Here is a 15,021-nt window from a genome sequence, read left to right on the forward strand (position 1 = left end):
TTTTATGTTGTTTCACGTTTAAAGTTTCAGGTTTTACGCCACTTAAATAACTTTAGACCTGAAACCTGAAACCTTTTTTTTATCTTTGCTAAAATTACTATAAATAATGGCATCAGAAGATAAATCACTCAATTTTATTGAACAAATCATAGAAGAAGATCTTAAATCAGGTCTTTCAAATTCTAAATTACGTTTTCGTTTTCCACCGGAGCCAAACGGTTATTTGCATATTGGACATGCAAGTTCAATTGCATTAAATTTTGGTTTAGGTATTGATTATCAGTCACCTGTAAATTTACGTTTTGACGATACAAACCCAGAAAAAGAAGAGCAGGAATTTGTCGATGCTATTAAAAAAGATGTTGAATGGTTAGGTTATACCTGGGCAGAAGAATGTTATGCTTCTGATTATTTTCAGCAACTATACGATTGGGCTGTTTTATTAATTAAAAAGGATAAAGCTTATGTTGACAGTCAGACTTCTGAAGAAATGGCTGCTCAAAAAGGAACTCCTACAACTGTAGGAACTGACAGCCCGTACAGAAATCGTTCGGTTGAAGAGAATTTAGATCTTTTTGAAAGAATGAAAAATGGGGAATTTGAAGCCGGTACACATATTCTTCGTGCTAAAATTGACATGAAATCTACTAATATGCTGATGCGTGATCCTATCATTTACAGGATTTTACATAAACATCATCATAGAACAGGAAATACCTGGAAAATTTATCCAATGTACGATTGGGCACACGGACAAAGTGATTATTTGGAATCTATTTCACATTCATTCTGTACACTTGAATTTTTACCACATCGTGAATTGTACGATTGGTTTTTAGACCAGATTATAGATGAAAACAGAATACGTCCTAAACAAAGAGAATTTGCAAGACGTAACTTATCTCATACTGTTGTTAGTAAAAGAAAATTGCAGCAACTGGTTAAAGAAAAGCATGTTAACGGCTGGGATGATCCAAGAATGTCAACTATTTCAGGATTAAGAAGAAGAGGTTATACAGCAGCTTCTTTGCGTAATTTTGCTAACACAATTGGTATTGCAAAACGTGATAATTTAATCAATGTTTCAGTTTTAGAATTCTGTATTCGTGAAGATCTGAACAAAATTGCACCTCGTGTAATGGCTGTTTTAGATCCTGTAAAACTGGTAATTACAAATTATCCTGAAGGAAAAGAGGAGTGGCTGGAAGCCGAAAATAATCAGGAAGATGAAAATGCAGGTTTCAGAAAAGTACCTTTTTCGCGTGAATTATACATCGAGAGAGAAGACTTCTTAGAAGAAGCTCCTGCTAAATATTTCCGTTTGACTTTAGGTAAAGAAGTACGTCTTAAAAATGCATATATTATTAAAGGAGAGTCAGTTGTAAAAGATTCTGAAGGAAATATTACCGAAATTCATGTGACTTATGATACTGATTCTTTAAGCGGAAGTGGAACAGAAGCAAGCCAGAGGAAAGTGTCGGGAACCTTACATTGGGTTTCTATTAAACATGCTTTGGAAGCAGAAGTTCGTTTGTACGATCGTTTGTTTACAGATGAAGCTCCGGACAGTTACAAAGACAAAAATTTCTTAGATTTTGTGAATCCAAATTCATTAGAAATTGTAAAAGGTTTTGTTGAACCAAGTTTGTCTACAGCTCAAAATGAAGATAAATTTCAGTTTCAGCGTTTAGGTTATTTTACTGTTGATAAAGATTCAACTGCTTCAAAATTAGTATTTAATAAAACGGTTGGATTAAAAGATGCCTGGGAAGAAAAAGGTAAAAAAGAAGAAAACAGCATCAATAATTCTTTAAAAGAAATCAATAAATATTTTAAAGTTGAAACAAAACAAGAAAGAATTGCAATTCGAAATGCAATAGGGGAGAGCATTGCAAGTATTTCCAGTTTTTCTTTATTACAGAATTCATTAAAGAAAAATATAAACAATAATAAGGCTTCACTATTGTTTTCTCAGCTTATTTTAATGTATTCAAACTGGAAATCTGTTGATTTTGATGAAGAAGATATTAAGAAATTATATTCGATGTCTTTAAAAAGTGAATCTTCTTTTGTTCGATCAAGAGCACTTTTAAATTTAAGGGATTTTGAAAATGAAAATTTTAAAAATCAATTTTCTGAAGAAATTTCAAAATTAAATTCAAATCCTCCAAAAAATGCAACGGAAAGAGAAATTGAAATTCTTTCTGAATTAGTAAAGTAATAAAATCAATATTATTTATTAAAAGCGCTTATATAAGCGCTTTTTTTTATTATTTGTTTTTTCTATTTAATCTATTAAAATTATAATTTTAATAGATTAAAAATAACCTTCATAAACTGATTTTAAGACGTTTTTTAATTACTTCCGATTCATTTATCATCTTTTAATAAATCTTTTAATAGTAAGCTTTATTTTAATTTTAGATTCTATTTTGAGTTCATTTAAGGCTTATCAACACTGTATTGTTGATAAAGTTGAAAATGAAAACCAATTTTCATTTTTTATTCAGAAAAACAAATTCAAAATCTATTTTTATATTTTATTTATTTATAATTAAAAATTAAACGTTTTTATTTATTATTTATAAAAACTATTGATTAATTAAAATATATAGTTTATTTGGATTAAAAATGACCTTCATAAATTAATTTTAAGAGATCTTTTGATTTCTTTTATCACATTAATCATCTTTTGAATTATTGTTGATTTAACGGTCTAATTTTAATTTTTACTATTAATTTTGTCAGTTTAACGGGTTGTTAACATTCAATTGTTTATAAAGGTGGTATTTTTATTCAAAGTTTAAAATATTCAATTTTTCAATTTAGAAAATACTATATTTATTTAATCATTTTAAATTTTAATATTATGTCAAACAATTCAAATACGATTGCAGCAATTTTAGCTGGAGCAGCAGTAGGAGCAGCGATAGGAATTTTGTTAGCTCCCGATAAAGGCTCAAATACAAGAGCAAAAATTAAAGAAAATCTGGGAGATACTGCAAACAATTTAAAAGATTCTTTTGAAGCTAGTTCAGAAGTTTTGCGTGAAAAATTTGCAAGTGCAACAGAAAATTTTGATACAACATTTGATGAAATTCTCTCAAATGTAAGTCATAAAGCTGATGATGTGATTACATTCTTAGAAAAAAAATTAGCCGATTTAAAATCACAAAATGCTAAATATCAAACTAAAAAAGAGGCTTAATGCCTCTTTTTTAGTTTGATATTTATTGTTGCGGATCGTTTTGAATATCATCCTGATAACCAGATTGAGGCTGAATTGGTTTTGTTTTTTCTACTTTTTTATGTGTCTTTTTCATCATTTCACCAACCTGATTAGATGCTGTAAATGAGGCCACCATATTATTTAGCATATCACTTCCGGCTTGTGGGGAATTTGGAAGTAGGATTAAATTAGAATTTGCATCTGCACCAATCGCTTGTAATGTATCATAATGTTGTGTCACAACAATTAGGGCAGAAGCTTCCTGAGAATTGATACCTACATTATTCAAAACTTCAACACTTTCTACTAAACCTCTTGCAATTTCACGACGCTGATCTGCAATACCCTGACCTTGTAAACGCTTACTTTCGGCTTCGGCTTTTGCTTTTGCAACAATTCTGATTCTTGAACTTTCTGCTTCAAATTCTGCTGCAGTCTTTTCTCTATCAGCAGCGTTGATTCTGTTCATGGCATTTTTTACTTGGATATCCGGATCAATATCAGTAACTAAGGTATTAATGATATCATATCCGTAAGTTGACATTGCTTCGTTTAATTCGCGTTTTACAGCAACGGCAATATCATCTTTTCTTTCAAAAACATCATCTAATTTTAGTTTAGGAACTTCGGCACGAACAACATCAAATACATAAGAAGTAATCTGATCGTGTGGATATTCCAGTTTATAAAATGCTTCATACACTTTTTCCTGGATAACTTTAAACTGAACTGAAACTTTCATTTTAATAAAAACGTTGTCTCTGGTTTTGGTTTCAATGATAACATCTAACTGCTGAATTTTAAGATTTACACGTCCTGCAATTCTGTCAACAACAGGAATTTTAAGTTGTAAACCGGAATTTCTAACACTCAAAAATTTACCAAATCTTTCTATAATTACAGACGATTGTTGTTTGACAGTAAAAAAAGAAGACATGAATACGAAGAATGCCAGTACTAAAAAGATAATTAATGGTGTAGTCATAATGATATTGATTTAAGTTTTATGGATGTGTAAATTACAAAAAAATTAATATTTAAATTTTATATACTTAGCTGATTTTTTTTGTTAAAATTTATTTTACTTTTGGCTCATTAATAAAAACAAAATAAATATTTATGAAAAAAATACTACTTAGTATTGCCTTGTTTTCTTATGTTCTTTTATCAGCTCAAACTGTTATTGTAGATGAAAAATTTGAAGATAAAAATGAACCTGTAGATTTTCAATATCTTCCTAATTCTAAAAAAATTGTTGTTTATAAAGGTTTTGGAATTGGTATGACACTTTCTTATATAACAACCAGAGCTTTAAGCTTTGATACAAGTGGAAATAAAACGGTTTTGTTTGAAAATGAAAAACTTATAAGTCCGACATTTTCTGTAACAAATAATACTTTTAAAGCTTATGATGCTACTAATATATTCAAGCCTAGTTATAAATTCTTTCAAGATAATAATATTCTGATTGTAAAAAACGATGCTCTTAAAGATTTAAATACTTCTTACTTTGGCCGGTATGATTATAATAATGTGCTTTGTTCAGTAATTGATAGATTGCCAAACATGTCTTTTGATGCATCTTTTAATGATATTTATGATTTTGGATTTACAAATCAAAAGGAAAAAGATAAAATTAATTTTGAAAAAGATGAAATTTATTTAGAGAGAGTAGAAATCAAAACCAATTCAAGAAAAAGAATGAAATTAGAAAAGCCAGACTTAACTTTATTAAAAGGAGAGTTATTTGCAAAACAAGATAGTAAAACCTCTTTTAATTGCAAATTGAATGGAAATGAAAATTTTGATCTCATTACTAAATCTGTTTCTGCAGATTTCAAAACAACAATATTATATAAAACTACTTATGATTTTGAAGGAAAAAAGATAAAAGAATTATCTTTTCCTTTAAGTTTTAATGATAAATTTTTTATGACATCTAACAATAATGGTGGTGCTGCGATATATCATTCTACTCCTAGTTTTCAGTCTAATTATAATCCTTCAAGTGTTATAAAAGATGTATCTATCTCTTTAGACGTTTTATCCATTAATCATTATTTTGAAGATAAAAAAACAGGTGATATTTACGTTTATGGAATTTTTAGTGAAAAACCAACAAAGAAAGTTGATGGTAGTGCATCTCCAAAAGGTTTTTATGTATTTAAATTTGATAAAAATGGGACTAAATTATGGGAATCTCTTAATGAAATTGATGGAAAAGATTTTTTTGAACGAATTCATACAAGCTCTAGATTACAAATTAATTTACTAGAATATAAAGATGATTTTATCTTTTCAGTTTCTGTAAATGATTTTACTGAATTTTCATATTCAACGACCGTTACTAAATCAACGGGATCTATTTCGAAATTTAATTTTATAGAATACAATAACAATACAAGTAATCTAAAAATGAAAGCTTTTGTAAATAACAGTTATGTTAGTGATGATTTTAAAAATAAGGTTTTTTCTCAAATGACATTTGTTGCGATGACTATAAATCCAAACGTTGTGAGTTATTTAAAAAATGTATCCAAAGAAGGAAAAAAATTATATTACGAAAGTATAATTTGTAATGAGGGAATTTGGTTGATACAAACTGATAATAAAGAAAGTTATAAGATTTTACTATTTAAAGACTAAAAAAAAAGCTCCCAAGTCGGGAGCTTTTTTGTTTTTTATAGAGAAGTAATAGCTTTCTGAATTCTGGAAATAGTTTCTTCTTTTCCAATAATCTCAACTATGTCAAATAGGTGGGGGCCTTTCAAAGCTCCAACCAAACTTAAACGGAAAGGTTGCATTACTTTACCCATTCCGATTTCGTTTTTGGTTAACCAGTCTTTTACGATTGCTTCGATATTGGCAGAATCAAAACCATCAATATATTCCAAAGTTGAGATCAATTCCTGCATTAAAGCCGGCGTATCTTCCTTCCAGTTTTTGCTTGCTTTTTCATCATAAAACGTTGGTGCCTGGAAAAAGAAATCAGTCAGATCCCAAAATTCAGAAACAAAATGAGCACGTTCTTTTATAAGAGAAACAATTCTTGTAACATCAAATTTAGAAACATTAACACCTTTTTCTACTAAAATAGGAGTGAAGTCTTTTGCTAAATCAGCATCACTTTGTTTGATTAAATATTGATGATTGAACCATTTGTTTTTCTCAGGATCAAATTTAGCTCCCGCTTTATGAACTCTGTTTAAGTCAAAAGCTTCTACTAATTCTTCTAAAGAAAATAATTCTTTATCCGTTCCGTCATTCCAACCTAACAAAGCAAGGAAGTTGATAACCGCTTCAGGAAAAAATCCTTTCTCTCTGTAACCAGATGAAACGCCTTCTTCCGTTTTCCATTCTAAAGGAAACACTGGAAATCCTAATTTGTCGCCATCTCTTTTTGATAATTTTCCATTACCAACTGGTTTTAAAATCAAAGGCAAATGTGCAAATTCCGGAGCATCCCAACCAAAAGCTCTGTACAATAAAACGTGAAGTGGCATAGACGGCAACCATTCTTCACCACGAATCACATGTGAAGTTTCCATCAAATGGTCATCAACAATATTGGCCAAATGGTACGTTGGCATTCCGTCACTTTTAAACAAAACTTTATCATCAAGGAGGTTCGTTTCGAACTTAACATCGCCTCGAATGATATCTTTTAAATGTAGGGTTTCATTAACAGGTGTTTTAAAACGAATCACATAATGCTCTCCGTTTGAAATTCTTTTAGCAGTTTCTTCGGCAGAAATTACTAACGAAGTATCTAATTTTTCACGATTATGATGATTGTAAATAAATGTTTTTCCTTCTGCTTCGTGCTGCTTTCTATGAGCATCCAAAGCTTCCGGAGTATCAAAAGCATAATATGCCCAACCGGAATTGATTAGTTGATCTGCATATTTTTGGTATATTTCTTTGCGATCGCTTTGTCTGTACGGACCAAATTTTTCATTCTTCCCAACAGTTTCTTCAGGAGCAATTCCTAACCATTCCAATGCTTCCATTATATATTCTTCAGCACCTGGAACAAAACGTGTCTGATCTGTATCTTCAATTCTAAGATAAAAAACACCATTATGTTTTTTTGCAAATAAATAATTAAATAGGGCAGTACGAACTCCGCCAATATGTAATGGTCCTGTTGGACTTGGTGCAAAACGCACACGAACTTGCTTTGACATTTTGTATAAATTTTGATGCAAAGATACAACATTAGTTAAATTCCAAATTTTTAAAAATTCCAAATTCCAAGGATGATTTGCAGTTGGAATTTGGAATTTATTTTTTGGAATTTGAATTGCTATAATTACTACTTTTATGGGTTATAAATCAAACAAATTCATTTTGAAAACAACCTCTGCCATATACGCGAAGCTGGAAGCTTTTATTAAAAAATATTACACGAATGAACTTATAAAAGGAATACTTCTTTTTACCGGTTTTGGACTTTTGTATTTTTTGTTTACGCTTTTTATTGAGTATTTCCTTTGGTTAAAACCTCTCGGAAGAACACTTTTATTCTGGCTTTTCATAGGAGTAGAAGTTTTCCTTTTGTTCCGTTTTATTTTGTTTCCGATTTTTAAGTTATTCAAACTTCAAAAAGGAATCGATTATAATCAGGCTTCGGCAATTATCGGAAATCATTTTACAGAAGTAAGCGATAAACTAACGAACTTTTTGCAGCTTTCAGCTTCTGAGAATTCAGCAGAAAGTTCAGAATTAATGTTGGCTTCGATAGAACAAAAAGCAAATTCACTGCAGCCAATTCCGTTTGGGAATGCGATTAATTTTAATTCAAATAGAAAGTATTTGCCACTGGCATTAATTCCGATTTTGTTTTTTGCTGTGTTTTATATTTCCGGAAACAGCAATATTATTTCTCAAAGTTTTAATAGAGTATTACATTTCAATGCTACATTTTTGCCTCCGGCACCTTTCAAATTTGTAGTTCTGAATTCAAATTTGCAGACAGAACAGAATAAAGATTTTGTTGTAAAAATGGAATCAATAGGAAACGTTGTTCCCGAAAATGTCATGATCCATATTGGTAATGAAAGTTATTTTATGGAATCTTCTCAGCCAGGAAAGTTCGAATTTAAGATTGAAAAACCAGTAGAAAATGTTTCTTTTTCTTTTGAAGGAAATTCAGTTTCATCTGAAGAATACGAATTAAAAGTAATCACCGTTCCATCAATTGCTAACTTCGAAATGGTTTTGAATTTTCCATCTTACCTAAAAAAGAAATCAGAAACGATACAAGGAACAGGAAATGCAATCGTTCCAGAAGGTACTTTAGTAACCTGGAAAATGAATACACAATCGACTCAAGAGATCGTTTGGAAGGATGAAAAATCAAATTTTAAGTTTATTAAAGCAGAAAATGAGTTTAAATTAAGTAAAAACATTGCTCAAAATACAGAATATCAAATTCTTACTTCTAATGATAAAGTCAAAAATTACGAGAAACTGGATTATCAGCTGTCTGTTATCAAAGATCAGCATCCAACAATCACAGTTGCGCCAGCGCCAGATAGTTTAAAGTTAGATAAAAATTATGTATTAGGAAGATTGGGAGACGACTACGGATTATCAAAATTACAAGTTGTTTTCTACGAGCGTAACAAGCCTCAGACTGCAAAGCGTGGAACCATTCCGGTAAAACCAGCGGTGTTCGATCAGTTTGTCTTTTCGTTTCCAAGTAATTTGCCTGTCGAAGAAGGAGTATCTTACGAATACTATTTTGAGGTTTTTGATAATGATGCACCACATGGTTTTAAGAGTACAAAGTCTTCTGTTTTTTCAGACAGAGTTTCGACTACGGATGAAGTTCATGATCTGGAATTGCAACAACAAAATCAAAACATAAATGGTTTATCTAAATCATTAAAGAATCAAACCAAGCAAATTTCTGAAATGGATAAGATTCAGAATACAGGAAAAGAAAAAGATAATTTGGAGTTTAAAGATCAGCAAAAAATAAATGATTTTATCAAACGTCAAAAACAACAAGACGAAATGATGAAGCAGTTTGCTGAGAAAATGAATAAGAATTTGGACAAATTCAAAGAAGATAAAAAAGATAAAACGGCAGAAGATTTACAAAAGCGTTTAGAGAATGCCGATAAAGATTTAGAAAAAAATCAAAAATTATTAGACGAGTTAAAGAACCTAAATGATAAATTAAATAGCGAAGAGCTGTTTGATAAAATGGAAAAGTTTAAACAAGTCAGTAAAAATCAATCCAGAAATTTAGAACAATTAGTTGAACTAACCAAACGTTTTTATGTGGAAAAGAAAGCTGAACAAGTTGCAGAAAAGTTAGATAAGCTTGCGGAAAAACAAGAACAGCTTTCTAATAAAGATAAAGAAAACACTTCTGAGAAGCAGCAAGAAATCAATAAAGCATTTGATAAAATTCAGGAAGATTTAAAAGACCTGAAAGAAGAAAACAAGACATTAAAATCCCCACTTGATATTCCTTCTGATGCATCAAAAGAGAAAGATGTAAAAGATGATTTGCAGAAAGCATCTGATGAATTGAATAAAAAGAATACTTCATCTGCAAAGCAAAAACAGAAAAGTGCAGCAAAGAAAATGAAAAACATGGCACAACAAATGGATTCGAGCATGGAAGGTGGAGAACAGGAACAACTTGAAGAAGATGTAGCAATGCTTCGTCAGATTCTGGATAACCTTCTTGCATATTCCTTATCTCAGGAAAATGTAATGAAACAATTTAAATCTATGAAATTAGGTTCTTCAATATACACGAAGAATATAAAAGTGCAGCAAAATTTAAAACAACAGTTCAAACATGTCGACGATAGTTTGTTTGCTTTGTCTCTACGTAACCCAAAAGTAGCTGAAGATGTAACGAAGGAAATAGGAAACGTACAATATAATGTAGACAAAGCCATCGAATCTTTAACTGATGTTCAGGTTCCAAAAGGAGTATCGCACCAACAATATGCAGTTTCGTCTGCAAACAAATTAGCGGATTTTTTAAGCGACTTATTAAACAACATGCAGATGTCGATGTCTAAACCCGGCGCAGGTAAACCAAAACCAGGTAATGGACAAGGGATGCAATTACCGGATATCATTCAAAAACAAAAAGGACTTGCAGATAAAATGAAAGACGGAATGAAGCAAGGTGATAAACCGGGAGACAAACCTGGCGACAAACCAGGACAAGGACAAGGACAAAAGCAGGGGCAGGGACAAAGCGGTCAAGGAAAAGAAGGACAAGGTAAAAATGGAGATAAAGGAGATTCTGGAAAAGATGGCAAAAACGGAAAAGGAGGGAAGGATAATAAAGACGGAGACGATGGGGAAGGCAATGCAGAAAAGATAATGGAAATATACAAAGAGCAAGTTAAGCTTCGAGAAGAGTTGCAAAAAGAGTTAGCTAAAAAAGGATTAGATTCTCAAGGAAGATCTGTTATCGAACAAATGAAACAATCAGAAAAACAATTTTTGAATAAAGGATTTAAGAATGAGAACCTGCAGAGAATCTTAAATATTCAACAGGAATTATTAAAATTAAACAATGCAGTTCAACAACAAGGTCAGGATACGAAGCGTCAATCTGAAACAAATAATACTGAATTCACGAACAGAACAAATGCTTTACCAAGCTCATTATTAGATTATTTAAATAGTGTAGAAATTTTAAATAGACAATCGCTACCTTTGCGCTCTAATTTTAATCAAAAGGTTCAAGAATATTTTAATACAAAATGATCAATTTTAATTACGAAACAGATTTTAATTTAGAAAACGAAGAAGCTTTTACCAATTGGTTGAGTGCTGTAATTGTTTCTGAAAAGAAAAACGAAGGAGAGATAAACTACATATTTTGCGATGATGAATATCTTCATAAGATTAATGTAGAATATCTCGATCACGACACACTAACAGATATTATCAGTTTTGATTATACTGTTGGTAACGAATTAAACGGAGATATTTTTGTTTCTGTAGAAAGAGTAGAAGACAACGCAAAGGATTTTAATGTTTCTTTTGATGAAGAATTTAAACGGGTTTTAGCCCACGGTATATTACATTACTGTGGATACAAAGATAAAACTGATAAAGATGTAGAGTTAATGCGCTCAAAAGAAGATGAGAAAATTGCGATGTTCCACGTGGAACTTTAGCTTAAACATATCTTATAAAAGTTTAGAACCTATGTTCCACGTGAAACATAATTCTAAAATTCAGATCAAAATAATTAAACGTTCCACGTGGAACGTTTTTAAGTTTTAAATAAAATTCGTTCCACGTGGAACATAAAATTTTGTTTCAGGTTTCAAGTTTCAAGTTTAATTTAGTTTGTGTTTCACGTGAAACATTTGAAAAGAAAAACATAAACAGAATAACTAATGATAATACAGATGTTCCACGTGAAACATTTGTCAGATAACTTGAAACCTGAAACCAGAAAAGCCTGAAACAAAAAAAAACAAATAATTCTGAGAATTGATTTAACCGGTTTTCAGAGAATAATAAAAGAAAATGTTTTTAGAAGAATACGATGTTATTGTGGTGGGTGCCGGTCATGCCGGATCTGAAGCCGCGGCAGCGGCCGCAAATTTAGGATCAAAAACTTTATTGGTTACAATGAGTTTGCAGAACATCGCACAGATGTCTTGTAATCCGGCAATGGGTGGAATCGCAAAAGGGCAAATTGTTCGTGAGATCGATGCACTTGGAGGTTACTCCGGAATTGTTTCAGATAGAACTGCAATTCAGTTTAAGATGTTGAATAAATCAAAAGGGCCTGCAATGTGGTCGCCAAGAGTTCAAAGTGACAGAATGCGTTTTGCTGAAGAATGGAGAATGATGTTGGAGGGAACTCCAAATTTGGATTTTTACCAAGAAATGGTAAAAGGGTTGATAATCGAAAACGGAAAGATAAAAGGAATTAGAACTTCGCTTGGAGTGGAGATCAGATCAAAATCTGTTGTGTTGACAAACGGAACTTTTTTGAATGGATTGATTCATATCGGAGACAAACAATTTGGTGGAGGTAGAGCAGGTGAAAGTGCTGCTTTCGGAATTACCGAGGATTTGGTTGCGGCAGGTTTTGAATCCGGAAGAATGAAAACAGGGACACCTCCTAGAGTGGATGGTCGTTCTTTGGATTATTCTAAAATGAACGAAGAAAAAGGAGATGCAAAACCGGATAAGTTTTCATATTCTGATTTGACGGTTCCGTTAACGCAACAAAGATCTTGTCATATGACCTATACATCATTGGATGTCCATGATATTTTAAGATCAGGATTTGATCGTTCGCCAATGTTCAATGGAAGAATAAAAAGTATAGGTCCAAGATATTGTCCGTCGATAGAAGATAAGATAAATCGTTTTGCAGACAAAGAACGCCACCAATTATTTGTGGAACCTGAAGGATGGAAAACATGTGAAGTTTATGTGAACGGATTTTCAACTTCACTTCCTGAGGATATTCAATTTAAAGCATTGCGTTCAGTTGCTGGTTTTGAGCATGTGAAATTCCTTCGCCCGGGTTACGCAATCGAATATGATTATTTTCCTCCGACACAATTGAAACATACTTTGGAAACAAAGTTAGTTGAAGGATTATATTTTGCCGGACAGATAAACGGAACAACAGGATATGAAGAAGCAGCTTCGCAAGGATTGATGGCAGGAATAAACGCGCACTTAAAAGTACATGAAAAAGCGCCCTTAATTTTAAAACGTGATGAAGCTTATATCGGAGTTTTGATCGACGACTTAATTACGAAAGGAACAGAAGAACCTTACCGTATGTTTACATCAAGAGCAGAATACAGAACATTGTTGCGACAAGATAATGCTGATTTTAGATTGACACCTATGTCATATGAAATTGGTTTAGCTTCTGAAGACAGAATGCGAAGAATGGAACACAAATTGAATGAGTCTGAAAAGATGGTTACTTTCTTTAAAGAAACAAGTGTTACGGTTGCCGAAGCGAATCCAATTTTGGTTGAAAAAGAATCAGCGCCAATTTCGCAAGGAGATAAAATGTTCAAAGTTTTTTCACGTCCACAAATTGAATTGGAGGATATGTTAAAATTTGAAAAGGTAGATGCTTATGTAAAAGAAAATAATCTGGATGAAGAGATCGTTGAACAAGCGGTAATTCAGGTTAAATATTCCGGATATATCGAAAAGGAAAGAAATAATGCGGACAAACTAAATCGTTTAGAGGAAGTCAAAATACCTGAGAATTTCGATTATCATAAAATAAAATCTATGTCGATCGAGGCGAAACAAAAATTAAGTAAAATTCGTCCAATTACAATTTCTCAGGCATCAAGAATCAGCGGTGTTTCTCCAAGTGATATTTCTGTGCTATTAATTTATATGGGAAGATAATCTTTATTTTATTTTCAATTTTATGTTTCGTTTTGAAAACAAGATAAATAATTTGTTCCACGTGAAACTTTTTTAAATCCTAATTAATGTGGGAATGAATGAAAAAGTAAATATTGATTAATATAAATTTATTGTTTTGTAGAGACGGACAGCTGTCCGTCTTTTTCATGTATAAAAAAACAATTGATAAATTTGAATAAAAATTCACAATCAAAAAATATAAAAAGAGAGCAGTAATGTTTGTCTTTTTATTTATGTTTGAAAAATAATCAGCAAAGAAGTTTTAAAAACGAATTGCTTCAAATGAAATAAATAATTTAAAATATAAAATGGACGTTTTAAACAAAAAACATTTTCTTACTGTAAAGGATCATTCTGTATCAAAAGAAATTTTTGAGTTGTATTATGATGAAAATCTGGATATGCTGATTACATCTCCTCAGCCGGATTTAGAAAATCTTGGAAGATATTACGAAAGCGAAGATTATATTTCGCATACAGATAACAAACGTTCGTTGTTTGAAAAAGCATATCATTTTGTAAAAAATATTGCTTTAAAAAATAAACTGAATCTGATCAATTCAGAACAATCTCAAAAAGGAAAAATTTTAGATATTGGTGCCGGAACAGGAGATTTTTTATTAACCGCAAAAAATGACGGTTGGGAAACTGTTGGAGTAGAACCAAGCGAAAGAGCAAAAGAAATTGCAAAAGGTAAAGGAATTTCATTTGTTGAACAAATCAGCGAATTGGAAAATAATTCTTTTGACGTAATTACAATGTGGCACGTTTTGGAACACGTTCCAAATTTAGAATTGCAAATCCAGGAATTGAAGCGTTTATTAAAACCAACTGGAACATTAATTGTTGCGGTTCCAAATTTTAAATCGTACGACGCTAAACATTATAGAGAATTTTGGGCCGCTTTCGATGTGCCGATTCATTTTTGGCATTTCTCTAAAAAATCCATAAAATCCCTTTTTGAAAAAGTTGACATAAAGTTAGAAAAAGTGCTTCCTATGAAATTCGATTCTTTTTACGTGAGTCTTTTGTCTGAAAAATATAAAACAGGAAAAATGAATTTCATTAAGGCTTTTTTTATCGGTTTACGATCGAATTTGAAAGCATCGTCTTCAAAAGAGTATTCATCGCACATTTATGTCTTAAAAAACAGCTAAAACTTATTTTAAGCGCATTTAAGCCAATATTTCGACTAAAGTGAGGAGAAATATTGGCTTTTTTTAAAAAATGCTTTTAAAACGAGCTATTGAAGCCAGTTTTAATAGCGATATTTTATACTATCAATTTGTGCCATAAAGAAAACTAATATCATAAAAAAACAGCATTTTTTAAACTTTATGTCGATGCTATTTATTTTTTTATATTTTTGTCTTTCA

The 15,021-nt window shown here is 31.3% G+C and carries 9 protein-coding genes; 7 read left to right on the forward strand and 2 right to left on the reverse strand.

What is annotated here, in order from left to right; translation table 11 throughout:
• Positions 1–106: 106 nt before the first annotated feature.
• Together GXM16_RS19660 and GXM16_RS19665 are read left to right on the forward strand one after the other, a co-directional pair.
• Positions 107–2,221: a glutamine--tRNA ligase/YqeY domain fusion protein gene (locus GXM16_RS19660; protein WP_163396201.1), complete on the forward strand. Its 2,115-nt coding sequence runs from the start codon at positions 107–109 to the stop codon at positions 2,219–2,221.
• Positions 2,222–2,869: 648 nt separating this feature from the next.
• A complete protein-coding gene (locus GXM16_RS19665) occupies positions 2,870–3,208 on the forward strand; it encodes a YtxH domain-containing protein (protein ID WP_163396202.1) in 339 nt (112 codons plus the stop codon).
• A gap of 22 nt (positions 3,209–3,230) precedes the next feature.
• Here GXM16_RS19665 and GXM16_RS19670 read toward each other — a convergent pair whose 3' ends face one another.
• Positions 3,231–4,214 (reverse strand): SPFH domain-containing protein, encoded by a 984-nt coding sequence (locus tag GXM16_RS19670; protein ID WP_163396203.1) that lies wholly within the window; start codon positions 4,212–4,214, stop codon positions 3,231–3,233.
• Between the two features lie 134 nt (positions 4,215–4,348).
• Here GXM16_RS19670 and GXM16_RS19675 point away from each other — a divergent pair, with 134 nt between their 5' ends.
• Entirely contained in the window at positions 4,349–5,875 is a 1,527-nt protein-coding gene (locus GXM16_RS19675; RefSeq protein WP_163396204.1) for a hypothetical protein, read from the forward strand.
• 35 nt (positions 5,876–5,910) lie between these two features.
• Here the strand turns inward: GXM16_RS19675 and gltX are convergent, their stop codons facing one another.
• A complete protein-coding gene (gltX, locus tag GXM16_RS19680; protein WP_163396205.1) occupies positions 5,911–7,416 on the reverse strand; it encodes a glutamate--tRNA ligase in 1,506 nt (501 codons plus the stop codon).
• A gap of 163 nt (positions 7,417–7,579) precedes the next feature.
• Between gltX and GXM16_RS19685 the strand changes: the two genes are divergently transcribed.
• The 4 genes from GXM16_RS19685 (at position 7,580) to GXM16_RS19700 (ending at position 14,802) form a co-directional block, all read left to right on the forward strand.
• The gene (locus tag GXM16_RS19685) at positions 7,580–10,978 is read left to right on the forward strand and encodes a DUF4175 family protein (RefSeq protein WP_163396206.1); all 3,399 of its coding nucleotides are present in this window, start codon (positions 7,580–7,582) and stop codon (positions 10,976–10,978) included.
• Positions 10,975–11,394: an rRNA maturation RNase YbeY gene (ybeY, locus tag GXM16_RS19690; protein WP_163396207.1), complete on the forward strand. Its 420-nt coding sequence runs from the start codon at positions 10,975–10,977 to the stop codon at positions 11,392–11,394. The genes GXM16_RS19685 and ybeY overlap by 4 nt, the downstream gene beginning before the upstream one ends.
• 358 nt (positions 11,395–11,752) lie before the next feature.
• Positions 11,753–13,624: a tRNA uridine-5-carboxymethylaminomethyl(34) synthesis enzyme MnmG gene (mnmG, locus tag GXM16_RS19695; protein ID WP_163396208.1), complete on the forward strand. Its 1,872-nt coding sequence runs from the start codon at positions 11,753–11,755 to the stop codon at positions 13,622–13,624.
• Between the two features lie 329 nt (positions 13,625–13,953).
• The gene (locus GXM16_RS19700) at positions 13,954–14,802 is read left to right on the forward strand and encodes a class I SAM-dependent methyltransferase (protein ID WP_163396209.1); all 849 of its coding nucleotides are present in this window, start codon (positions 13,954–13,956) and stop codon (positions 14,800–14,802) included.
• Positions 14,803–15,021: the final 219 nt, after the last annotated feature.

This window comes from Flavobacterium limi, from assembly GCF_010645075.1.
GTDB classification, from domain to species: domain Bacteria; phylum Bacteroidota; class Bacteroidia; order Flavobacteriales; family Flavobacteriaceae; genus Flavobacterium; species Flavobacterium limi.